Here is a 20,329-nt window from a genome sequence, read left to right on the forward strand (position 1 = left end):
CCGGCACTACCCGTCTTCAGCGCGCCAGCAGCTCGCGCGCGTCCTGGCCGGCCTCGCAGTGCACGAACAGCACCGGCACGCCGTGCGCTTCCAGCACCGCGGCCATCTGCCGCTGGCGCATCAGGAACTGCTCGTAGATGCCCTGCAGGCGGTCGCAATCGTTCTTGCTGTGGTTGTAGTACGCGCACCAACCCGCCGGATCGAACAGCGCCATGCGTGCCTCGCCATGGGTATAGCGCAGCAGTGGCTCGGGCGCGGCATTGAGCCACTCGTCTTCGCCCGGCGCCATGATCGCGGTCTCGATCAGCGGCCACAGCGCCGCCAGGCCCTGGTTGTCGTACTGCATCGACATCATCGCGGCCAGGTCGTTCACGGTGAAATAGCGCGCGTGTTCGATGCGGGCACCGAAGCTGTTCTGTGCCATCAACGCGGTGTCGGCATGCGCCATGCCGTTGGCCAGCAGTGTATCTTCCAGCGCATTGGCCACCGCGTTGGTGGTGGCCACGTCGCTGCCGGTCAGCAGGAACGGCACCACGCGCAGGCCGCCCCCCACCAGGGTCGCATCGGCCTGGAACGGCAGCGGCACATCGCCTGCGGCATCGGTGCCGAAGGCCAGCAGGCGCGGGCCCTGGTTGCGGCCCGGGGCACGCATCTGCAGTTCTTCCAGGCGGCGATGGATCGGCCAGCCCGGGCGCAGTACTTCGGCCGGGTCGAAATGGGCGGCCGCGAACACCAGGTCCAGCTCGGCCACCTGCGGCACCAGCTTGGAAAGGTCACGGCCGACGCGTTCGGCCAGTTCACCGGCCTGTTCAGCGCTGAGCACCGCCTGGCGGGGGATTTCACCGCCGGCCAGTTCCAGGGCCAGCACGCCAAGGGCATTCATCGCGGGGTCGGGTTTGCTCATGGTTCCACGGTTGGCCCATCACAGGGCGGCAGCTACACTTGGCTCCATTATGCCTGCTCCGCCGTGCAGGCCATGTTGCAGACACCCTCATCCATGCCAGGTATCTCCATGCCCAACGCTCGTCCCGTCGCCATCCTCGGTGGCGTCCGCATTCCGTTCTGCCGCCAGAACACCGCGTATTCGGATGTCGGCAACCTCGGCATGTCGGTCCGTACGCTGGGCGCGCTGGTCGAACGTTTCGGCCTGCACGGCCAGCAGCTGGGCGAAGTGGCGATGGGTGCGGTGATCAAGCACTCCAGCGACTGGAACCTGGGCCGTGAGGCCACGCTGTCCTCCGGCCTGTCGCCGCTGACCCCGGGCATCACCCTGCAGCGCGCCTGCGGCACTTCGCTGGACAGCATCATCACCGTGGCCAACAAGATCGCGCTGGGCCAGATCGAATCGGGCATCGGTGGCGGTTCGGACACCACCTCCGACGTGCCGATCGTCTACGGCAAGAAGCTGCGTGCACGCCTGCTGGCGGCCAACCGCGCCAAGAGCACCGGCGACAAGATCCGCGCCCTCACCGCCGGCTTCAAGTTCTCCGAGCTCAAGCCCGAGTTCCCGGGCGTGGCCGAGCCGCGCACCGGCAAGAGCATGGGCGACCACTGCGAGGACATGGCCAAGGAATGGAACATCTCGCGCGACTCGCAGGATGAGTGGGCGGTGTCGTCGCACAAGAAGCTGGCCGCCGCCTATGAGCGTGGCTTCTTCAACGACCTGATCGCACCGTTCCGTGGCGTCGAGCGTGACAACATCCTGCGCCCGGATACGTCGCTGGAAAAGCTGGCCACGCTGAAGCCGGCGTTCGACAAGGTTTCCGGCCGCGGCACGCTGACCGCCGCCAATTCCACCCCGCTGACCGACGGTGCCGCTGCGGTACTGCTGGCCAGCGAAGAGTGGGCGCGCGCGCACGGCCATGAGCCGCAGGCCTACCTGCGCGACGCGCATGTCTCTGCGGTGGACTTCGTGCATGGCGAAGGCCTGCTGATGGCGCCGACCATCGCAGTGCCGGAGATGCTCAAGCGCAATGGCCTGACCCTGCAGGACTTCGACATCTACGAGATCCACGAAGCCTTCGCCGCGCAGGTGCTGTGCACCCTGCGTGCGTGGGAGAGCGAGGATTACTGCCGCAACCGCCTGGGGCTGGACGCACCGCTGGGCCGCATCGACCCGGACAAGATCAACCTGCTGGGTTCGTCGCTGGCCACCGGTCATCCGTTCGCCGCCACCGGCGCCCGCGTCATCGCCACCGCCGCCAAGCAGCTGGCCGAACGCGGCGGTGGTCGCGCGCTGGTGTCGATCTGCACCGCCGGCGGCATGGGCGTGGTGGCGATCGTCGAACGCTGATCGCTGCGACCGCGCGCCAACCAAGGTTGGCGACTACCAGAAATGCGTGCTGGATCTGCTGTGGTAGATGCCGACCTTGGTCGGCCGTGAAACGGCATCGCTCGGAAGAGGCCACGCGCCAACCAGGGTTGGCGACTACCGGGTCCCGCAGATGAAAACGCCGCCCATTGGGCGGCGTTTTTTGCTCCTGTGGGTGCCGACCGTTGGTCGGCCCACTTCAGCAGCGGTCACGGCAACCGCGGATTACCGAATTCGTCGCGCTCTTCGTTGGCGTCATACACCGGCGGCTGCACCGCGAGCGGCTGTTCTTCCACCGTGGCACGCAGTGGCGTCTCGCCGCCGCGCACCAGCGCCACGCTGTCCTCGCCGCGCTGCAGGCGCAGCGCATTGGCCAGGCACTGCGCGGCCAGCGCGTGTTCGCCACGCTGGGCGAACAGTTCACCCAGTGCTTCCCACGCCTGCGCACCGGCGCCCGCGGCGATGGCCTCGTGCAGGAACGCATCGGCGGCCTCCCACTGCTGCTGGGCCAGGGCCACGCGGCCCTGCGCCAGGCGCAACGCGGCCGAGCCGTCATGCACGTTGCGCCAACGTGCGAGGTTGGCCTGGCGGGTAGCCAAGCGCTCGGCCGGCAGACGGCCATACAGCGCCACCAGTTCGTCATCCCAGCGCTGGTCCAGCGCCTGTTCCAGCGCCAGCAGCGCCGGCTCGTCCCAGTCCAGCGCCACCGCGCGGCTGGCATAGGCGCCAACCACGTCCGGAGTCGGTCGCAGTGCCTTCGGCGTGGCTTCCCACTGCGCGGCCAGTGCGTTGACGTCGGCCGCTTCCAGCAGCGCCTGTGCAGCCAGGCGTGCTTCCAGTTCACTGCTGGCCTCGGCCGGCAGCACCTTGCTTTGGCGCAGTGCACCCAGCTGGCCATACGCCTCGTGGGCGCGGCCGGCCTGTGCCAGTGCCTCGGTGCGCAGCCACAGGCCGCGTGGCGGCAGCGGCTGGATCGCCGCTACGTCCAATGCGTTGATCGCATCCACCGGCAGATCGCGCGCCAGCAGCTGTTCGGCGCGCAGCAGCGCCTGCAGGGTGGCATCACTTTCGCCCAGGCGCTGCAGCAGCGCCTCGCCAGCCGGGCCGTCGGCACGTGCCTGCGCGCTGCGCACGGCGTTGGCCAGCGCCACCGCGCTCACCTCCGGGTCCTTGGCGGCACCGTCCAGCAGTTTCTCGGCACGCTGCCACTGGCCGTGCTCATAGGCCTGCAGGCCGTCGATCAGGCGCACCCGGCCCTGTTTGCGGCGGTAGCGGCCCCAGGCGCGGAACGGTGCGGCGATCAGGCTCCACAGCAGCCATAGCACCAGCACCGCGATCACTGCCAGCAGCGCCACCTTCGGCAGGTTGCTGTGGTAGTCGTAGCCGCCGTAGCGCAGGGTCACTTCGCCGAAGCGGTTCAGGTCATCGGCGCCGAGCCATTGCGCAGCGACCACGCCGATGGCCACGGCCAGCAACAGCACGACCAGGGATTGCAGGGGTTTCATGCGGGCTTACCTCCGGTCGGTCTGGGTGCGCAGTTGTTGCAGGGTGCTGCCAAGGACAGCGTCGTTGGCCTGCAGCGGCAGTTCGCGCAAGGCCTTCAGTTCAGCACGTTGCGCGCGCAGGGCTGGTGAATCCGGCCAGCGCCGCTGTGCCCAGTGCTCCACGCGGTCCAATGCGGTATTGCGCCCCGCGCGGTCGCCGCGCTCGATTGCCGCACGTGCCAATGTCAGTTCCAGCTGCAGCGCGTCGTCGGCATTGCGCTGTTCGGCGGCGGTCAGCGGGCCGTTCTGGCGGCTCGGGGTGATGTCCACGAACGGCGCCAGAGCTGCCTGCCACCAGGGTTTGGCGGTGCTGCTGCCGGTCGTGCCGGTGATCTGCGAAGGCAGGCCCTGCAGTGCCCTGCCCACAGCATCCAAGCGCTGCAGCGACTGCACGCGTGGGCCGCTGCCGAGCGCATCCAGTGCCTCGCGCTCCTGCACCAGCGCCTGGCGCAGGTTCAGGCCATCACTGTCGGGCAGTTCGGCCAGTGCCGTCGCGGCTTGGGCGTACAACCTGCGTGCGCCTTCCACATCGTCGGCGTAGTTCAGGCGCTGCGCGGCCTGGGTCAGCAGCAGTTCGGCCTCATCGCGCTGTACCGCCTGGCGGCCCTGGTTGGCGCTGTCGGCCAGCTTGGCCAGGTTCTCTTCCAGCAATGCGCTGCGCTGGGAAAGGCCCAGCATCTCGTCGCGCAGCACGCGGTTGGTGGCGGCCGCGTCCTGCAGGCGCTGGCTGGTCGCGCGCTGGTCACGACGCAGCGCATCCAGCGTGGCCTCCAGGCCCTTCAGCTGGACAGCCGTGGTCTGTGCCTGCGCTGCCTGTTCGTTCTGTTGCTGTTGCCAGACATACCAGCCGGCATAGCCGCCCACGCCGAGCACGACCACACCGGCCAGCGGCAGCAGCCAGCGCACGGGTCGACGGGGCGGGGAAACGGGCGGAGTGTCGTTCATCGGGCTTCCTTGTCGGCAACGTCGCCGGTCGGGGGCCGGCAGGCCGCGTTGTGCACAGCATCACTGTTGCCGACGACAGCGGCAAGCGTGACCCACGTCCCTGTTCAGGTCGCTGCCGGGACGGTGAGCGTGGCGTGTGCTGCCGCCACCAGCTGCGCGCTGGTGGGGCCTGCCGCGCGCACGACATGCTGCAGGCCCAGTGCCCGGGCCTGTTCGCCGAGGCGATCACTGGCCACCACGGCAGTCGCGTGCGCCTGCAGACGCTGCTGCAAGGGCGGCGGAAGCTGCTGCCAGAAATGCTGCAGCGCTTCGCCACTGCTCACCGCCAGCATCCACGGCTGCGCTGAATGCGCCAATCGAGCCAGCGCACGGGGCGGCAGGTGCAGCAGGCGACGCTGGTAGATGTCGGCACGTTCGATTGTGGCGCCGGCCGCCTGCAGCCGCGCGGCAATCAGGCCACGCCCGCCGGGCGCGGTCACCAGGCCGATGCGCAGGCCCTGTACGTCAGCCAGCACCGGCAGCGCCAGCAGGCCTTCACTGTCCATCCGCTGCGGCGCGTGCACCTCGGTGATGCCGTGTGCCCGCAATGCGCGCGCGGTGCCTTCGCCGACGGTCAGCCACGGGCTGCGCTGCGCCTCGGCCAGCGGCAGCAGGGTGGCGGCCGCGGTCACGGCGGCCGGGCTGGTGAACACCACCCGATCACAGTTCAGCGCGCGTTGCAGCTGGCGCAGCACGGGCGTGCCATGCAGGCGCTGCAGGCGCCAGGGCGCCAGGGCCAGGACATGCCCGCCCAGCCCAGCAACGGCGCGGCGCAGCGCCACATTCTGGCCCTGCGGGCGCAGCGAGATCAGGGTCCAGCGCGCGCCGGAACGGGTGGCGCCAGTGGGTATCGTATGGTCGGCCATTGCCTGCATTATGCGGGCCCTTCGTTGTCGTGGTCGCTGCTCCGATGTCCGTTGATGCCCTGACTTCCTCGTTGGCCGCCCTGCAGGACGTGCTGGACTGCATGCCGGCGGTGCGCGCCATGCAGATCCAGCTCGACGGCTATGCCGATGGCGTGCTGCGCATCACCGCGCCGCTGGCCGCCAACGTCAACGACAAGGGCAACGCCTTCGGTGGCAGCCTGGCCTCGGTGCTGACCCTGTCCGGCTGGGCGCTGGTCAGCCTGCGCCTGCGCCTGGCCGGCCACGATGCCGAGGTCTACGTGGCCGACAGCAACCTGCGCTACCTGGCCCCGGTCTACGAAGACCTGCACGCCCACGCCGAAGCGGCCGAGGCCACCGGCTGGGACGCCTTCCTGAACACCTTCCGGCAACGCCGCAAGGCCCGCATCAGCATCATCGCCACCCAGCCCGGCGCCGATGGCAAGCCCGCCGCCGAATTCAGCGGTCGCTTCGTTGCCTTCGCCAAAGGGTAGGATGGCAGGCTGACGTTCTGGGGAAACCACTGATGCGCCGCCTGATCCAGTTCCTGATCTGTTCCCTGCTGCTGGCCAGTGCCGTGGCCTCGGCCGACGACCTCAGCCGCAAGCAGCGCAAGCTGCTGGAAGAGACCCAGATCGCCTACGGGGCGACCATCCGCTGGGGCAGCATGGACGATGCCATCGGCTACCTCGACCCCAAGCTGCGCAAGGAAAAGCCGCCCACCGAGTTCGAGCTCAACCGTTACGCGCAGCTGCGCGTGTCGTCCTACCGCGAGCGCAGCAGTGCCTCACTGGACGGGGGACTGGTCGAGCGGCGGGTCGAAATCGGGGTGATCAACCAGAACACCCAGGCCGAGCGCACGGTGGTCGTGGTCGAGCGCTGGCGCTGGGACCCGGAAGCCAAGCGCTGGTGGCAGACCGCCGGCCTGCCGGACCTGTGGAAGGGGCAGTGACGGGCCGCGTCCGGCTTGTGCGACAATCGGCGCCCGCTTAATCGACCCGTGACCTGAGTGAATTACGAAGAGTTGCTGGCCTTTGCAGGCCGAAACCCGATGCTGTCCGCGGCCCTGGTCGGCCTGACCGTGGCCATCATCGTCACCGAGATCCGCCGCCTATTCCGGGGCTTCAAGGGCATCAAGCCCGCCGAACTGACCCAGCTGATCAACGCGGGCGGCACGGTGGTGGTCGACCTGTCGGCCAGCGGTGACTTCGAGAAGGGCCACATTGCCGGCAGCCGCAACGCCCAGGCCAGTGCCTTCGGCCCGGACCACAAGCTGGTGGCCAACGCCAAGCAGTCGCCGGTGGTGCTGGTGTGCCGCAGCGGCAATGCCTCGGAAACCGCCGCCAAGGCGCTGAAGAAGGCCGGCTTCGAGAAGGTCTACGTGCTCGACGGCGGCATTCCCGCCTGGCAGCAGGCCGAGCTGCCGCTGGTCAAGGGCCGCAACTGATTGCCGCAGGTGGCGGATCCGGCCTTGTATGGGCCTGATCCCGCCCCCATCGCAGTAATTCGACCATCGTTTTCATTGCATTCATTGGAGTTACTGGAAATGTCCGAAGAGATCACCAACGGCGCTGCTGCGCCGGTCGATGCCGCCACCGGCCCCGCTTTCACCGTCGAGAAGATCTACGTCAAGGACGTCTCCTTCGAGTCGCCGAACGCCCCGACCATCTTCAATGACCAGGTGCAGCCGGAGCTGCAGCTGAACCTGAACCAGCAGGTGCAGCGCCTGGGTGAGAACGCCTTCGAAGTCGTGCTGGCCGTGACCCTGACCTGCCAGGCCGGTGAGCGCACCGCCTACGTGGCCGAAGTGAAGCAGGCAGGCGTGTTCGGCCTGGTCGGCCTGGACCCGCAGTCGATCGACGTGCTGCTTGGCACCCAGTGCCCGAACATCCTGTTCCCGTACGTGCGCCAGCTGATCAGCGACCTGATCCAGGCCGGCGGCTTCCCGCCGTTCTTCCTGCAGCCGATCAACTTCGAAGGCCTGTACGCAGAAACCCTGCGCCAGCGCCAGGAGCAGGGCGACGCACCGTCGCTGGCTGACTCCGAGCCGGCTGGCAACGCCTGATTCCTGCCGCGACGTCACGGATGAGCACTCCCGCTGACAAGATCGCCGTGCTGGGCGCCGGTTCCTGGGGAACCGCGCTGGCCAGCCTGCTCGCACGGCACGGTCACCCGACCGTGCTGTGGGGGCGCGACGCTGCCGTGGTCGAGGCCATCGACCAGCGCCACGAGAACCCGCGCTACCTGCCGGGCATCCCGCTGCCGGACAGCCTGCGTGCCACCACCGACCTGGCGTCGGCGGTGGAAGGCGCGGCCTGGATCCTGGTGGTGACCCCGTCGCATGCCTTCGGTGAAACCGTGCGTGCGCTGGCGCCGCTGCGTCCGGCCGGTGCCGGCGTGGCCTGGGCCACCAAGGGCTTCGAACCCGGTTCGGGCCGTTTCCTGCATGAAGTAGCGCGCGAAGTGCTGGGCGAGGACGTGCCGCTGGCCGTCGTCACCGGGCCATCGTTCGCCAAGGAAGTAACCCAGGGCCTGCCCACCGCGATCACCGTGCACGGCGACGTGCCCGAGTTCGCGCAGACGGTGGCCGAGGCGATGCATGGCCCGGCGTTCCGCGCCTACACCGGCGACGACATGGTCGGTGCCGAGCTGGGCGGTGCGATGAAGAACGTGCTGGCGGTGGCCACCGGCGTGGCCGATGGCATGCAGCTGGGCCTCAACGCCCGTGCCGGCCTGATCACCCGCGGTCTCAATGAAATGCTGCGCCTGGCTGCGGCGATCGGCGCCAAGCCGGAAACGCTGATGGGCCTGGCCGGCCTGGGCGATCTGGTGCTGACCTGCACCGGCGATCTGTCGCGCAACCGTCGCCTGGGCCTGGCCCTGGGCCGTGGCCAGACGCTGCAGGATGCCGTGCGCGAAATCGGCCAGGTGGTCGAGTCGGTGCAGACCGCCGACGAAGTGATGCGACAGGCACGCCGCCATGGCATCGACCTGCCGATCTCCGACGGCGTGCGTGCCGTGCTGCACGGCGAGCAGACCCCGGAAGAAGGCCTGCGCGCACTGCTCGCGCGGGAACAGAAACCGGAATACCCGGACACGCTGTTCAAGTGAATCGAAAAACCCCGGCCACGTGCCGGGGTTTTTTATGTGCGCGAGCCATCCACGCATGGCGTGGATCTACTGCCGAACCCGCTTCTGGTAGCTGCCAACCTTGGTTGGCGCCCGACGGCGGCAATCACCGCGCCCGTGGCGGCGCGCTGGTGTTGTCCATGTCCGAGAAGATCAACCACGGCCCGTCGCCCACGCGCTTCAGGGTCAGCGTGAACTTGCCGGTGTCCCCCTCGTTGCTGCCGTAGCGATACGCACCAATGATGTAGCCCGTGTTGCCCTCCACCGAGTGAGCCAACGCCCGCAGCCGCAACGGACTGCCGCCCTGGCCGGCATACGCGGCCTCGATCGCAGTACGCCCGCGCACCGGCGGCTGGTCGCTCTGCAGTACAAGACCATCCTCGGCAAACAGCGCAGCCAATGCCTTGGCATCAGCCGAGCGCCACGCCCGCTCCTAATCGCGTAGTACGCGCTCCAGCGGTGCGGGCAGGGCTGCGCCCGGGAGAGGCCGTGCAGGCTTCGCGTTTTCTGCATCGTGGGCAATTGCCGGCGATGCCAGCAGCAGCGTACTGCAGAAGATCATGGCGAGTCGTGTACGGCGCATGCGTCCGGCTCCAGGCGATGACGGGAAGCTACGAACGCATCCTGGCACGGTGCTGGTTAGAATCACGCGGCCGCCGATTTGGTGGATGCAGCGCAGATCAGACAAGGACGGGGAATGAAGATTCGAATCACAGGGATGGCACTGACGGTCGCATTGCTGGCCGCCTGCGGGCAGGCACCGGCACCCGATGCAGCACCAGCCGCACCAGCACCGGCCACAGAAGCACCTGCGGCCACGGCAACGGTGGTCGAGAAGGCGCCATCCATCGAAGATGGCGTGGATCCCTCGGTGTGGGACAACGAAGGCGAACCGGAAGACCCGAGTGCCGGCGGCGAACTCACCTGCGCGGACAACCCGCTGGCGACGCATTTCTTCACCCTGGTGGGCGGCAATACCGTGGACGACTGCGGCCGCAAGGACCCGAAGGTGCTGGCCGCGTTCAACGCCCTGATGAAGGACACAGCCGCAGCCGAATCCGCTGACAGGGAGATTCCATCGCTGCGCGAACGCCTGTTGAGCGGGCCCAGCGGTCCTGGTGAGCTGCTGGTGCTGCAGGGCGAGCCGTGGTGGTTCTATACCGCCTGCCAGGCCCACGACTGCCCCGGCACCGCATTGACGATGCTGTATTCGGCCGACCAGTCGAAGATGGTCGGCCGTCTTACCGCGCGCTGCCGTGTCTGGTGGCTGGGCGAGCCGACGGCGGAACAACGTGCGCAGATCGAACAGCGCCAGCCACTGCAGGATGCCGCGTTGAAGGAAGACAGCGCACTCTGCGAGTGATGTGGCGCGCTCCGCAGCGCCGAATCATACCCGGCGGAATCGCGGGCGTTGTCGCCCGCGTCACCCTTCCGGCCGCATACGCGCGCTGGCCTGTGCGTTCATGGCCAGGCACGCCATGATCAGCCCTTCCATCACCCGGTCGCCCACGTACTCGGCCTCCGCGCCGTTCTGGCGTACGCGTTCGGCCGCCAGCAGCAGTTCCAGCGTCACGCGCTGGCTTGCCAACGCACAGTCCGCATCGGCCAGCGCCATGCAGCGGCCCGGCATCTGGTGACGCTCCGGCCAGGGCTGGCCGTCGGCGGCCGCGCCTTTGCCGATGCGGCGAAGCGTGGCGATGAAGGCGTTCGGATCGGTCGCAGCCGCGTGCTCTGGCGGCCCACCGCCAGTGGCGGATGAGCGATGCGGATGCAGGCGAGGGAAGTCCGGTGTGGTCATGGCAGTGCTCCGTGCAGGACAGACGGTAGCCGCCACACAAAGGTGGCGGGCGGAGACGTGGCTCGAAAACCGGGAGATCACGAACAAGACCGGCAGGCGCAAGGCCTCCACGCTCCGCCCGCCATAGCCGGCAGACGGAATGCCAGCCGGCGCCACGCGGGGTGACGCCGGCTGGCAAGCGCAAACAACGTTCGTGATCTAACGGGTTTTCGAGGCCCGGCCACCGATTTTCCGGTGGCCCGCCATCTGTAACGCTGTCGCTGCGCAACGCCAATCAGACGAGTTGCAAACAGCGTTTGATCGAAGACGCTTTCAGCATTCTTGCATGCTGTTAAGCCGTCGCGGACGCAGGTGCCGCAACGTCCGTGGCAGCGTGGGGAATATGCGACATGGTTCGAACTTGATGACAGGGATATGGGTACCCCACCAAGCCGATGACGACAGTGCGGAGCGAAGAACGTAAATCGAACTCGCCCCACTCTGGTTGTCAGCGCTCTTGGGGTCTTTCGTACCAGGCCTGAGTACGGTTGACGATCCGCACCACGGACAGCATGACCGGCACCTCGATTAGCACGCCCACCACCGTCGCCAGCGCCGCCCCGGAATGCACGCCGAACAGTCCCACCGCAGTCGCCACCGCCAGTTCGAAGAAGTTGCTGGCACCAATAAGCGCTGACGGGCCGGCCACGCAATGTGCCACGCCCAGCCGACGGTTGAGCAGGTAGGCCAGGCCCGAGGTGAAATAGACCTGGATCAGGATCGGCACGGCAATCAGCGCGATTACCAGCGGTTGCTTCACGATCTGCTGGCCCTGGAACCCGAACAGCACCACCAGCGTCAGCAGCAGCGCGGACAGGGACAGCGGCCCCAACCTTCGAAGCGTGAGTTGCAGGCCCGCCTCGCCGCTGCGCAAAAGGATCCAGTGCCGCAGCAGTGCAGCAGCCAGCACCGGCACCACGATGTAGAGACCAACGGACAGCAACAGCGTATCCCACGGTACGGTGATCGCTGACAGGCCGAGCAGCAGTGCAACCACCGGCGCGTAGGCAACCACCATGATCGCGTCGTTCAACGCCACCTGGCTCAGGGTGAAGTTGGCATCACCGCGGCACAGGTTGCTCCACACGAACACCATGGCGGTGCAGGGTGCGGCTGCCAGCAGGATCAGCCCGGCGATGTGGCTGTCGATCTGTGCTGCGGGCAACCAGTCGGCGAAGGCATGGCGCAGGAACAGCCAGCCCAGCAGCGCCATCGAGAACGGCTTCACGGCCCAGTTGATGAACAGTGTTACCCCGATGCCCTTCCAGTGTTGCTGCAACTGGCGCATCGCGCGGAAGTCGACCTTCAGCAGCATCGGGATGATCATCAGCCAGATCAGCACCGCAACCGGCAGATTGACCTTGGCCACTTCGGCGGACGCCAGCACCGCGAAGGCACCGGGCAGGACGTGGCCCAGCAGCGTGCCCATCGCAATGCACAGCACAACCCACAGCGTCAGGTGTCGCTCGAACAGACTCATGGCAGTGGCACCGTCACTGCGCGCCGTCGGTCGGCAACAGCTGGCCGATCCGGTCCAGCGCGTGCTGCAGCGCTTCGCGTTCGGACCACACCGATTCGGGCAGTGCGAGCAGCGCACGCAGGCGGGTTTTCACGATGGCATGGGCCAGCGCGAAGGCTGCGGCCTTGTCGGCATCGCTGCCTGCCACGGCGGCCGGATCGGGCAGGCCCCAATGGCTGCGGATGAAGTCACCGAACACCACTGGGCAAGCTTCGGCAGCGGCCGCATCACACACGGTGATGACCAGGTCCATGGGCGCTGCATCCACGAACTCGTCCCATGATTTGCTGCGCAGCCCTTCAACGGGCATTCCTTCGGCATGCAGTTGTGCCAGCGCGAACGGATTGACCTGGCCGGTGGGCTGGCTGCCCGCACTGAATGCCCTGAAGCGATCGCCGCCCCAGGCGCGCAGGGTGGCTTCGGCAAGCACGCTGCGGGCGCTGTTGCCGGTACAGAGGAACAGGACATTGCGGGTCATGGGGCTTCCGTGGTCAGTGAGTGGCTTGGACATGCAAAGCGCGCTGGCCGGGCAGAGACAAGTGAACTCGGCAGAGCTGCGGATCGCCTCGGCTATCTGCGCGCGATCGCATCCGGCATAGCCGTGCCGCGCGAACCACGGGCCTGCCGACGTTGTCAGCAGCACCAGTTCCCAGACCTGCATGCGGCGGGCCATGTCCTCGGCCGCTGACAGCAACGCGCGCCCAAGGCCGGTATTGCGTCGGTCATCGGACACCACCAGGGAGCGAAGCAGGGCCGACGCGCCGAAGATCTGCAATCCAACGGCACCCACGGGAACGCCGTCGAGGTCTGCGACGAGAAACGCCACCTCGCTGCTTTCCAGATCGGCCACGGGCAGCTGCGCCTGCTGCAGAAGGTCGCGGATGGAGCACACGTCGTCGCGCGTGCCTGCACGAATCACCGGGTCGGGTTTCATCTCAGCACCTGCATGCCGGTTCGCTCACCGCGCACCGCGCATCCGGGGAGCCCGCGCAACAGTTGTGCGTGAGGTACTCGATCAAGCCGTTCATGGCATCGAAGTTGGCCCGATAGCAGACGTTGCGGCCCTGGTTCTCGCTCTCCACCAGCCCGGCCTGCACCAGCTCCTTCAGGTGGAAGCTGAGCGTGGCTGGGGGCACCTGCAGGGCCGTAGCGATGTCGCCCGCCATGCGGCCTGCCGGGCCGGCCTCCACCAGCAGGCGGAAGGCAGCCAGGCGGGTGGCATGACCGAGGGCGGTCAGGGCGGAGATTGCATTCGATGTTTCCATATTTCTAGAATAATCGAATGAATGAGCCAATCACAAGCCTGGACCTGCCCAACCTGGTGGAATCGTCATTGCCCCAGCCCAATCATCACCAGCTCGCCGCGGCGGATCTGGGGCCGCCGCGCATCCTCCTGCTCTACGGCTCGCTGCGGCCCCAGTCGTTCAGCCGCAAGCTGGCGCTGGAAGCCGAGCGACTGCTGCGCCATCTGGGGTGCGAAACCCGGGTGTTCGACCCGCATGCGCTGCCGATGCTGGACAGCGTGGACCCGCACCACCCTGAAGTGCAGCGACTGCGCGAATGGTCGCAGTGGTCGGAAGGCCAGGTATGGGTCAGCCCCGAGCGGCATGGCACGGTCACCGGCGTGTTCAAGAACCAGATCGACTGGTTGCCGCTGGAAGATGGCAGCGTGCGGCCCACGCAGGGCAGGACGCTGGCGGTGATGCAGGTGAGCGGCGGCTCGCAGTCGTTCAACACGGTCAACGCGTTGCGCGTGCTTGGTCGTTGGATGCGCATGCTGACCATCCCCAACCAGTCGTCGGTGGCCAAGGCCTGGCAGGAATTCGATGACGACGGCCGGATGAAGCCCTCGCCGTACTACGATCGGGTGGTGGATGTGATGGAAGAGCTGGTGAAGTTCACGCTGCTGACGCGGGGCCGGTCGGACTACCTGGTAGACCGTTACAGCGAGCGGAAGGGCGACGCGCACGCCGCGGCATTGGCGCGGGCTGCAGAGGCTACGGCTTCCTGATCCTCATTGGTGCCGATGTGAGGCACGCTCACCCAAGCAGCCTCTTCACCCTTGAAGCTGCAAGGCGGATGATCACCACATAGGCCAGCAACATGCCGGTGCCGATGCCCATTACTTCGATTTCCCAGTTGCGGCGGTAGGGAGAAGGGCCCATGAAGGCCCACGCCAGAAGCACCGCCGCAATCAGCAAGGCGCTGCGATTGGCCTTCGAAATGAGCGCATCTTCGGTCGCGTGCCCCATGTTCGGATCCCAGGAACCGAGCAGCCACCCCAATCCACGCAGGTAGTCGCGCGCCACGAAGAACAGGAAGACGAATACGCCTCCCATCGTGCTCAGCAGAAACTGGAAGAGTGGGTCCACCGGCGGCCTCATGGACGAGGCAGACATTGCCTCGCAGGATCGTCTACGGGCGCAGTATGCCAGCGTGCCGGGCCTCGGGGGCACCACGCCTCACACGCAGGCGACTCTCCATGAGCAGACTGTGCATCGCAGCCGCCCGGCGGGCGGGCATGGCCCGGGCATGTGCCCACAACGCCCAGGGCGGACGCACAAACGCACTACTCGCCAGCGTGCTGTGCGGTCTTCTTTTGGTTGCCATCTGTGACGGCACGGCTCTGCGCGAACTCCGGGAACGTCTTCGCGATCGAATCCTTGTCCGGCAGGATGTAGAACACACCGCCCTTCTCGAACGTGGACTGCACGATCTGCTCGTAGAACGCGGGCGAGACATTGATGCAGCCGTGGGTGACGCGGTTGTCGTCCGGCGAGGGCGATGCCAACCGCTCGGCGCGCTTTTCCTTCGGGCTGCCCGGCGGCAGCGGGTGCATCGACACGGCGGAATCGTAGTCCACCCACAGCACGCGTCCGGCATCGTCGGACGGGCCGTAACCGCCAATGAAGCGGCCGGCAGGCGTGGTGCGGTCGTGGCCGGGAATCGCGCTCAGTGCGAGCTTGGCGACGCCCGGTGCGGAATGGTCGCCGATCGCCGACCCAAACAGCGCCGGTGCGGCGCCGCGCAGCTTGCCGTCACCGCCGAAGACCAGAACCTGCGCCGCCGCCTTGTCCATGACCGCAAACGGATAGCCCTGGTTGTCCTTGCTGGCGACCACCCAGCCGGCCAGTTCGATCACTGTCTCGGACACGCTCTGGTCGGGCGGAAGTTCATCAACGGCGGCGACCGATGGTGCAGGTGCGTCCTTGTCCCTGGCGTTGGCTACGCCGCTGCACGCAACGGCCAGTGCCATGGCCAGGGCGGCATGGAGGGCGCGGCGTGCAGGGGAGGGGGAAGTACGAATGGGACGGCTCCTTGCAATGCAATCGTGGGTGGAAGGATGCCAGTGGCCGGTGAAGGCCACTGGGTCCCGATGCACCCGATACAGAGGTGGATCAATTCAAAACGGTGAGGGAGCGATTACCCGCGCGGCTTGCGGCCGGCAGGTGCCCTTTCAAGCTGCTGCACGCGACCTTCGATCTGGTCCAGGCGCTGATTGGCCTGCTGTGCGGACTGGTTGGCGGACTCCGCGCTCTGCGCAGCGCCCTGCACCTTGACGTCGAGCTGATCGAGACGCGAGTTGATGGTTGCAAACTCGTTCTTGTATGACGCGCAGGCGCCAAGGCTTACGGTGGCGATGAGAGCCACAGCAAGTGCGCGGGCCGTCTTCATGTGTTGCGGGTTCAGGTTCATTGCACTCCCTCCTTCGTCTGGGGAAGCTGGAATATAGCGGCGTTTGTTCCCGCCGCTACCAAGCGCTTTCAGCTGGAATTTGAATACGTGGAAGCACTGTGAAGCCGGCCCCTGACCCAACATTAACAAGCGGGATCAGGCGAGCTGATCTACGTCGGCGGCGTGCCTTGTGCCTGTTCAAGGTCGCCAATTCATCAGTATGAAGCGGCTCTCACAGCACGTGCGTTTCCACGCCTTTGGCAGCAGTGCAGGCAGGCGTCCATCCACTCGCCTCGAACACGGTCGCGGCGGTGTCGGGCCGCACATCCAGCAGCGTGGCGATGGCCCTGGTCCTGTCTGGCGCGCGGGAAACATAGCTGCGCGCGATGCGGTAGCCGACCCAGTATCCGAGATCTCCACGTCGTGCTTCATCGCCGGGGCCGTCGTACAGCCACTTCGAAAGATCGGTGCCCCCGCTGTCCTGTACGAACGCGCGCTCCAGCGCACATTCGCGGCCCTGGGCCCAGCGACGCAGATGCGCGTTGGCCGGTTGCCCCGAGATCAGTTCACCCACGTACTCGGCGCCGCCTTCAAGCAACGTCTGATAGAGCAGGGTGGGCTGCGCGACATCGACGCTCGCACCGGGCTGTTGCACGTGCACGTACTCATGGGCGATCAGGTGCACGAAACGATCGCCGACGTCAGGCTGCATCCAGTCGGCGTTGCACAGTGCTTCCAGTCCGATCACCACACCATCTTCGGTGGTGACGCCGCCGCTGTTACCCCGCCCGACCAGCACGGTGACCGGAGGAAAACGTGCAGTGGGGAGCAGCGTGCCCAACCGATCGAGTGCGTCGGCAACCCGCGCGCGGATCGCCGGCAATGCCGCTGCACAGGTCCGCGCCCTGGCGAACAACGCCGGCTTGTCCTGGATGGCCCTGGCCAAACGCTCCATTGAACCGATGCGGCTGCCGGTGAAGCTGCGCAACGCCTCCGTGCCGATGTCCAGATAGCCGCGCTGCAGGTCTTCGGCACTTGGTTTTCCTCCAGTGGCATCCAGCACGCTGAAGAAACGCGTGACATCGTCTGTCTGTACCACGATGCGTGCAGAAGGTTGGGCGCGCTCGGCCGCGTTGGCTGGCAGCTGCATCATCGGCAGGGCGACGAGCAGCAGCACCCGCACCGCGCGGCGCGTATGGGGCGGAAACAGCAGTGATGCGACGGACGCGTGCGGCATGTGGAGTTCCCTGAACGCCAGCCTTATTTATACACCAGTCAGTTCAATATTCAGGGTTGATTAGACCCCCTAACGGATAATTCACACCTGTCGACCGCCTCCTCTCTCTCCCCCTCCCGGGAGGCGGCCGACGAAACCAAAATAATTAAAGGTGTGTCCCGATGAACAAGAATTCGCTGCTCGCCCTGGGTCTCCTGGCTGCCCTGCCGTTCGCCGCATCGGCAACCGACGGCCTGTCGTACAACTACGTTGAAGGCGGCTACGTGAACACCGATGCCAAGGGCGGCGACGCCGATGGCTGGAAGGTGAAGGGTTCCGTGGCGGTGCACCCGAACTTCCACATCTTCGGCGACTACAGCGCGCAGGAGACCGACAAGTTCAAGAATGACGTCGACCAGTGGCGCATCGGCGCCGGCTACAACTACGGCATCGCACCGAACACCGACCTGGTGGCTCGCGTTGCGTACCAGAAGTTCGACATGAAGCATGGCCTGGACTTCAACGGCTACTCGACCGAAGTCGGCGTGCGCACCGCGTTCAACCCGTACGTGGAAGGCTACGTGATGGCCGGCTACGAGGACTACACCAAGAAGCACGGCATCAACCCGGACGGCGAGTTCTACGGCCGCGTCGGCGCCACCGCCAAGTTCAACCAGAACTGGGGCCTGAGTGGCGAAGTGAAGCTGGCCAAGGCCGGCGACCGCGAGTGGTTCGTGGGCCCGCGCTTCACCTGGTAACAAACGCCTGTCGTTAGTGCGTGTTGTGCTGGCGTGTGACTCTCTCTCTCTCCCACACGCCAACCGAAGCCCGGCCTCGCGCCGGGCTTCACTTTTATGGGCCCCGTGGCGCCACAATGCGGCATGGGCGACCCTTCCTCTCTTGCAGGCACCGGCACGACCTACCAGGAACATCTGACGCCTGCGCCGCTGCGCGGCCACTTTGGCCAGCTGTGGCAGAGCCAGCTTCCTGCCGATGCCGATGGGCACATCAGCGTATTGCCCGATGGCTGCGTGGATATCCTCTGGCGCGACGGTGCGCTGTTCGTCGTCGGCCCGGACCGTGTGGCCGCGCACCCGGCGCTGGCACCCGGTGCGCAGGTGCTGGGCGCACGCTTCCGCCCCGGCCAGGCATTGGCCGCGCTGGGCCTGCCGTTGGCCGGGATCATCGGCCAGGCCGTGCCACTGGCTGATCTGAAGGGCGCGTGGGCGAACAAGGCGGCGGCCTCCATCGGCGACACCGCGCCTGTGCAGCGCCTGCAGCGGATGGCGCATTGCCTGCAACAGCACATGGGTGCGGCCGCGCTCGATACGCCGGCGCAGCGCGCCCATGTCCTGTTTCAGGCGCTCGCCGCGGGTAATGCCACGCTGGATACGCTGGCGGCGCAGTTGGGCCTGAGCCCGCGCAGCCTGCGGCGTTTCAGCCAGTCGCAGTTCGGCTACGGCGCCAAGACGCTGGAGCGGATCCTGCGGCTGCAACGTTTCCTGCGCCAGAGTCGCGCGCTGCCACAGCATTCGTTGGCGATGCTGGCCGCTGATGCCGGCTATGCCGACCAGGCCCATCTCAGCCGCGAGGCGCGCGAGCTGGCTGGCATGACCGCCAGCGAGCTGCGCCTGGAGTGGGGACAATGATGGCCGTTTTGTTCAAGACCGCCGTGCCGCGCTGACCGAAGCTGGGGTTCCAATCACGGAGCAACCTCATGAGCCACGAAGCTACCCACGAAGCCGAAGGCCGCATCGACAACATCGAATTCAACGTCGCCGACATCGCCCGCAGCAAACGCTTCTACGGCGAGGTGTTCGGCTGGCAGTTCACCGACTATGGCCCGGCCTATACCGAGTTCGACGATGGCCGGCTGAAGGGCGGCTTCGTGTCTGACGCGCCGTTGCGTGCTCACGGAGGACCGCTGGTGATCCTGTACTGCGCGGACCTGGCCGACGCACGGCAGCGCGTGGTCGCCGCCGGTGGCGAAGTGGTGCAGGCGGTGTTCGCCTTCCCCGGGGGCCGCCGCTTCCACTTCCGCGATCTGGATGGCTACGAACTGGCGGTCTGGAGTGATGTGGACTGAGGTCTTCGTACCTTCGCTGGTGGACGGAACGAGAACCGCTCCGTCCCCGGTCAGGCGGTTCCGCTATGATCGCCCGCACATCGCCACACGCGATGCGTCCGCCTCAAGCCAGCAGGAACCGCCGTGAACTCCCAGCCCGCACCGATCACCGCCGTCAACCACACGCTCGACAACGAGCCGCAGCAGATCACTGCGCCGCTCACCCATTCGGCGGCGTTCCTGGTGCTGAAGGTGAAGGATGACGAGGCGTCGATCGCCAAGGCGCGCGAGGTGCTGGCCAGTACCGACGATCTGATCAAGAACACCGCCATCCGCGAGATCGAGCGCACCTTCACCTGCAACGTTGCCATTGGCCATCGCGTGTGGCAGCCGCTGGTAGGCTCCACGCCGCCACGCGAGCTGAAGCCGTTCCGCGAGATCAAGGGCGCGACCCACACCGCCGTGTCCACGCCCGGTGACCTGCTGTACCACATCCGCGCACGCACCATGGACCTGATCGTGGCGTTCGAGCGCAACCTGCTGATGGCCTTCGGTGACGCGGTGGAAACGGTCGATGATGTCGCCGGTTTCCGCTACTTCGATGGCCGCGACCTGCTCGACTTCGTCGATGGCACGGCCAATCCAGAAGGGCTGTCGTTGCCGGAAGCCACGATCGTGGGTGACGAGGACCCGGAGCATGCCGGCGGCAGTTACGTGGTGGTGCAGAAGTACCTGCACAACCTCGATGCGTGGCGCGCGCAGAAGACCGAGGCGCAGGAGGCGATCATCGGCCGCACCAAGCACGACAACATCGAGCTGGACGACGCGCCGGCCGATGCGCAGAAATCGCACAAGACCCTGTGCACCATCGAGGATGCCGACGGCGAGCACGAGATCCTGCGCGACAACATGCCGTTCGCCAACCCGGGGCGTGGCGAGTACGGTACCTACTTCATCGGCTACACCCGCCGCCTGTGGGTGATCGAGAAGATGCTCGAGCGCATGTTCATCGGCAATCCTGCGCCGCTGCATGACCGCATCCTCGACTTCTCCACCGCCACCACCGGCGTGACCTTCTTCGCGCCCTCGCGCAAGGTGCTGGCCGACCTGGGCGAGTGATCGCGCCGGGCCATCACCGGCCGCCATCTGCCTGTCATCTAGGGCG

General features: G+C 66.8%; 24 protein-coding genes and 2 pseudogenes. 12 read left to right on the forward strand and 14 right to left on the reverse strand.

The features are described 5' to 3' along the window. Positions 1-16: 16 nt before the first annotated feature. On the reverse strand, positions 17-904 hold the full coding sequence (locus AC5QAB_RS16455; protein WP_241884612.1) for a hypothetical protein: 888 nt from the start codon (positions 902-904) through the stop codon (positions 17-19). A gap of 93 nt (positions 905-997) precedes the next feature. Here AC5QAB_RS16455 and AC5QAB_RS16460 point away from each other — a divergent pair, with 93 nt between their 5' ends. Then, positions 998-2,293, forward strand: a complete 1,296-nt coding sequence (locus AC5QAB_RS16460) for an acetyl-CoA C-acetyltransferase (RefSeq protein ID WP_087786464.1) — start codon at positions 998-1,000, stop codon at positions 2,291-2,293. 227 nt (positions 2,294-2,520) lie between these two features. On the opposite strand, the gene AC5QAB_RS16465 is transcribed toward AC5QAB_RS16460, so the two are convergent. The 3 genes from AC5QAB_RS16465 to AC5QAB_RS16475 form a co-directional block, all read right to left on the reverse strand. After that, positions 2,521-3,816 carry a heme biosynthesis HemY N-terminal domain-containing protein gene (locus tag AC5QAB_RS16465; protein WP_164109097.1) on the reverse strand — a complete coding sequence of 432 codons (1,296 nt, stop codon included), beginning with the start codon at positions 3,814-3,816 and terminating at the stop codon, positions 2,521-2,523. A 6-nt stretch (positions 3,817-3,822) separates the two neighbouring features. After that, on the reverse strand, positions 3,823-4,800 hold the full coding sequence (locus AC5QAB_RS16470) for a uroporphyrinogen-III C-methyltransferase (protein WP_032959352.1): 978 nt from the start codon (positions 4,798-4,800) through the stop codon (positions 3,823-3,825). A 104-nt stretch (positions 4,801-4,904) separates the two neighbouring features. After that, positions 4,905-5,714 (reverse strand): uroporphyrinogen-III synthase, encoded by an 810-nt coding sequence (locus AC5QAB_RS16475; RefSeq protein ID WP_197561743.1) that lies wholly within the window; start codon positions 5,712-5,714, stop codon positions 4,905-4,907. A gap of 35 nt (positions 5,715-5,749) precedes the next feature. On the opposite strand from AC5QAB_RS16475, the gene AC5QAB_RS16480 reads away from it, so the two are divergent. From AC5QAB_RS16480 to AC5QAB_RS16500, 5 genes are all read left to right on the forward strand, one after another. Continuing rightward, positions 5,750-6,217, forward strand: a complete 468-nt coding sequence (locus AC5QAB_RS16480) for a YiiD C-terminal domain-containing protein (RefSeq protein ID WP_005407593.1) — start codon at positions 5,750-5,752, stop codon at positions 6,215-6,217. Between the two features lie 32 nt (positions 6,218-6,249). Beyond that, the gene (locus AC5QAB_RS16485) at positions 6,250-6,675 is read left to right on the forward strand and encodes a hypothetical protein (RefSeq protein ID WP_014035526.1); all 426 of its coding nucleotides are present in this window, start codon (positions 6,250-6,252) and stop codon (positions 6,673-6,675) included. Positions 6,676-6,732: 57 nt separating this feature from the next. After that, complete coding sequence (locus AC5QAB_RS16490) at positions 6,733-7,170, forward strand: rhodanese-like domain-containing protein (protein WP_014645505.1); 438 nt, start codon at positions 6,733-6,735, stop codon at positions 7,168-7,170. A 99-nt stretch (positions 7,171-7,269) separates the two neighbouring features. Further along, the gene (gene secB, locus AC5QAB_RS16495) at positions 7,270-7,788 is read left to right on the forward strand and encodes a protein-export chaperone SecB (protein WP_005407596.1); all 519 of its coding nucleotides are present in this window, start codon (positions 7,270-7,272) and stop codon (positions 7,786-7,788) included. A gap of 20 nt (positions 7,789-7,808) precedes the next feature. Next, entirely contained in the window at positions 7,809-8,834 is a 1,026-nt protein-coding gene (locus AC5QAB_RS16500) for an NAD(P)H-dependent glycerol-3-phosphate dehydrogenase (protein ID WP_005420929.1), read from the forward strand. 124 nt (positions 8,835-8,958) lie between these two features. Here AC5QAB_RS16500 and AC5QAB_RS16505 read toward each other — a convergent pair. Further along, positions 8,959-9,414 (reverse strand): annotated as a pseudogene (locus tag AC5QAB_RS16505) (YybH family protein). 135 nt (positions 9,415-9,549) lie between these two features. Between AC5QAB_RS16505 and AC5QAB_RS16510 the strand changes: the two are divergent. Beyond that, positions 9,550-10,215, forward strand: a complete 666-nt coding sequence (locus tag AC5QAB_RS16510; RefSeq protein WP_134966103.1) for an Ivy family c-type lysozyme inhibitor — start codon at positions 9,550-9,552, stop codon at positions 10,213-10,215. A gap of 60 nt (positions 10,216-10,275) precedes the next feature. Here the strand turns inward: AC5QAB_RS16510 and AC5QAB_RS16515 are convergent, their stop codons facing one another. From AC5QAB_RS16515 to AC5QAB_RS16535, 5 genes and pseudogenes are all read right to left on the reverse strand, one after another. Continuing rightward, the gene (locus tag AC5QAB_RS16515) at positions 10,276-10,650 is read right to left on the reverse strand and encodes a hypothetical protein (protein WP_075076523.1); all 375 of its coding nucleotides are present in this window, start codon (positions 10,648-10,650) and stop codon (positions 10,276-10,278) included. 487 nt (positions 10,651-11,137) lie between these two features. Continuing rightward, entirely contained in the window at positions 11,138-12,169 is a 1,032-nt protein-coding gene (gene arsB / locus AC5QAB_RS16520) for an ACR3 family arsenite efflux transporter (protein WP_164109105.1), read from the reverse strand. A gap of 13 nt (positions 12,170-12,182) precedes the next feature. Next, positions 12,183-12,686 (reverse strand): arsenate reductase/protein-tyrosine-phosphatase family protein, encoded by a 504-nt coding sequence (locus tag AC5QAB_RS16525; RefSeq protein WP_164077213.1) that lies wholly within the window; start codon positions 12,684-12,686, stop codon positions 12,183-12,185. A 36-nt stretch (positions 12,687-12,722) separates the two neighbouring features. Beyond that, a pseudogene (arsN2, locus tag AC5QAB_RS16530) lies at positions 12,723-13,142 on the reverse strand (arsenic resistance N-acetyltransferase ArsN2); the annotation flags it as partial. Between the two features lies 1 nt (position 13,143). Further along, positions 13,144-13,473 carry a metalloregulator ArsR/SmtB family transcription factor gene (locus tag AC5QAB_RS16535; RefSeq protein ID WP_197561740.1) on the reverse strand — a complete coding sequence of 110 codons (330 nt, stop codon included), beginning with the start codon at positions 13,471-13,473 and terminating at the stop codon, positions 13,144-13,146. A 17-nt stretch (positions 13,474-13,490) separates the two neighbouring features. Between AC5QAB_RS16535 and arsH the strand changes: the two genes are divergently transcribed. Continuing rightward, on the forward strand, positions 13,491-14,219 hold the full coding sequence (gene arsH / locus AC5QAB_RS16540) for an arsenical resistance protein ArsH (protein ID WP_049441739.1): 729 nt from the start codon (positions 13,491-13,493) through the stop codon (positions 14,217-14,219). 28 nt (positions 14,220-14,247) lie between these two features. On the opposite strand, the gene AC5QAB_RS16545 is transcribed toward arsH, so the two are convergent. The 4 genes from AC5QAB_RS16545 to AC5QAB_RS16560 form a co-directional block, all read right to left on the reverse strand. After that, positions 14,248-14,580, reverse strand: coding sequence for a hypothetical protein (locus AC5QAB_RS16545; protein ID WP_227864434.1), 333 nt, complete (start codon positions 14,578-14,580; stop codon positions 14,248-14,250). 197 nt (positions 14,581-14,777) lie between these two features. Continuing rightward, positions 14,778-15,464: a L,D-transpeptidase gene (locus AC5QAB_RS16550; RefSeq protein ID WP_014645514.1), complete on the reverse strand. Its 687-nt coding sequence runs from the start codon at positions 15,462-15,464 to the stop codon at positions 14,778-14,780. Positions 15,465-15,631: 167 nt separating this feature from the next. After that, positions 15,632-15,904 (reverse strand): hypothetical protein, encoded by a 273-nt coding sequence (locus AC5QAB_RS16555; RefSeq protein WP_010487149.1) that lies wholly within the window; start codon positions 15,902-15,904, stop codon positions 15,632-15,634. 211 nt (positions 15,905-16,115) lie between these two features. Further along, positions 16,116-17,120, reverse strand: coding sequence for a DUF2268 domain-containing putative Zn-dependent protease (locus AC5QAB_RS16560; RefSeq protein WP_495233501.1), 1,005 nt, complete (start codon positions 17,118-17,120; stop codon positions 16,116-16,118). Between the two features lie 161 nt (positions 17,121-17,281). Here AC5QAB_RS16560 and AC5QAB_RS16565 point away from each other — a divergent pair, with 161 nt between their 5' ends. From AC5QAB_RS16565 to AC5QAB_RS16580, 4 genes are all read left to right on the forward strand, one after another. Then, the gene (locus AC5QAB_RS16565) at positions 17,282-17,857 is read left to right on the forward strand and encodes an OmpO family porin (RefSeq protein WP_005411880.1); all 576 of its coding nucleotides are present in this window, start codon (positions 17,282-17,284) and stop codon (positions 17,855-17,857) included. Between the two features lie 123 nt (positions 17,858-17,980). Further along, positions 17,981-18,748, forward strand: a complete 768-nt coding sequence (locus tag AC5QAB_RS16570) for a helix-turn-helix domain-containing protein (RefSeq protein WP_197561739.1) — start codon at positions 17,981-17,983, stop codon at positions 18,746-18,748. Between the two features lie 68 nt (positions 18,749-18,816). Continuing rightward, positions 18,817-19,185 (forward strand): VOC family protein, encoded by a 369-nt coding sequence (locus AC5QAB_RS16575; RefSeq protein WP_197561738.1) that lies wholly within the window; start codon positions 18,817-18,819, stop codon positions 19,183-19,185. A 123-nt stretch (positions 19,186-19,308) separates the two neighbouring features. Continuing rightward, positions 19,309-20,283 carry a Dyp-type peroxidase gene (locus AC5QAB_RS16580; protein ID WP_014645528.1) on the forward strand — a complete coding sequence of 325 codons (975 nt, stop codon included), beginning with the start codon at positions 19,309-19,311 and terminating at the stop codon, positions 20,281-20,283. Positions 20,284-20,329: the final 46 nt, after the last annotated feature.

The organism is Stenotrophomonas sp. YJH_SMC_127 (assembly GCF_059372445.1).

Bases quoted from the DNA above. Each gene is read 5' to 3' on its own strand.
- AC5QAB_RS16480 (WP_005407593.1), top strand. From the start codon at position 5,750: ATGTCCGTTGATGCCCTGACTTCCTCGTTGGCCGCCCTGCAGGACGTG.
- AC5QAB_RS16455 (WP_241884612.1), bottom strand. From the start codon at position 904: ATGAGCAAACCCGACCCCGCGATGAATGCCCTTGGCGTGCTGGCCCTG.
- AC5QAB_RS16565 (WP_005411880.1), top strand. From the start codon at position 17,282: ATGAACAAGAATTCGCTGCTCGCCCTGGGTCTCCTGGCTGCCCTGCCG.
- AC5QAB_RS16460 (WP_087786464.1), top strand. From the start codon at position 998: ATGCCAGGTATCTCCATGCCCAACGCTCGTCCCGTCGCCATCCTCGGT.
- arsH (WP_049441739.1), top strand. From the start codon at position 13,491: ATGAATGAGCCAATCACAAGCCTGGACCTGCCCAACCTGGTGGAATCG.
- AC5QAB_RS16515 (WP_075076523.1), bottom strand. From the start codon at position 10,650: ATGACCACACCGGACTTCCCTCGCCTGCATCCGCATCGCTCATCCGCC.
- AC5QAB_RS16485 (WP_014035526.1), top strand. From the start codon at position 6,250: ATGCGCCGCCTGATCCAGTTCCTGATCTGTTCCCTGCTGCTGGCCAGT.
- AC5QAB_RS16470 (WP_032959352.1), bottom strand. From the start codon at position 4,800: ATGAACGACACTCCGCCCGTTTCCCCGCCCCGTCGACCCGTGCGCTGG.
- AC5QAB_RS16465 (WP_164109097.1), bottom strand. From the start codon at position 3,816: ATGAAACCCCTGCAATCCCTGGTCGTGCTGTTGCTGGCCGTGGCCATC.
- AC5QAB_RS16535 (WP_197561740.1), bottom strand. From the start codon at position 13,473: ATGGAAACATCGAATGCAATCTCCGCCCTGACCGCCCTCGGTCATGCC.
- AC5QAB_RS16550 (WP_014645514.1), bottom strand. From the start codon at position 15,464: ATGGCACTGGCCGTTGCGTGCAGCGGCGTAGCCAACGCCAGGGACAAG.
- AC5QAB_RS16525 (WP_164077213.1), bottom strand. From the start codon at position 12,686: ATGACCCGCAATGTCCTGTTCCTCTGTACCGGCAACAGCGCCCGCAGC.
- AC5QAB_RS16575 (WP_197561738.1), top strand. From the start codon at position 18,817: ATGAGCCACGAAGCTACCCACGAAGCCGAAGGCCGCATCGACAACATC.
- AC5QAB_RS16555 (WP_010487149.1), bottom strand. From the start codon at position 15,904: ATGAACCTGAACCCGCAACACATGAAGACGGCCCGCGCACTTGCTGTG.
- AC5QAB_RS16500 (WP_005420929.1), top strand. From the start codon at position 7,809: ATGAGCACTCCCGCTGACAAGATCGCCGTGCTGGGCGCCGGTTCCTGG.
- secB (WP_005407596.1), top strand. From the start codon at position 7,270: ATGTCCGAAGAGATCACCAACGGCGCTGCTGCGCCGGTCGATGCCGCC.
- arsB (WP_164109105.1), bottom strand. From the start codon at position 12,169: ATGAGTCTGTTCGAGCGACACCTGACGCTGTGGGTTGTGCTGTGCATT.
- AC5QAB_RS16560 (WP_495233501.1), bottom strand. From the start codon at position 17,120: ATGCCGCACGCGTCCGTCGCATCACTGCTGTTTCCGCCCCATACGCGC.
- AC5QAB_RS16510 (WP_134966103.1), top strand. From the start codon at position 9,550: ATGAAGATTCGAATCACAGGGATGGCACTGACGGTCGCATTGCTGGCC.
- AC5QAB_RS16475 (WP_197561743.1), bottom strand. From the start codon at position 5,714: ATGCAGGCAATGGCCGACCATACGATACCCACTGGCGCCACCCGTTCC.
- AC5QAB_RS16570 (WP_197561739.1), top strand. From the start codon at position 17,981: ATGGGCGACCCTTCCTCTCTTGCAGGCACCGGCACGACCTACCAGGAA.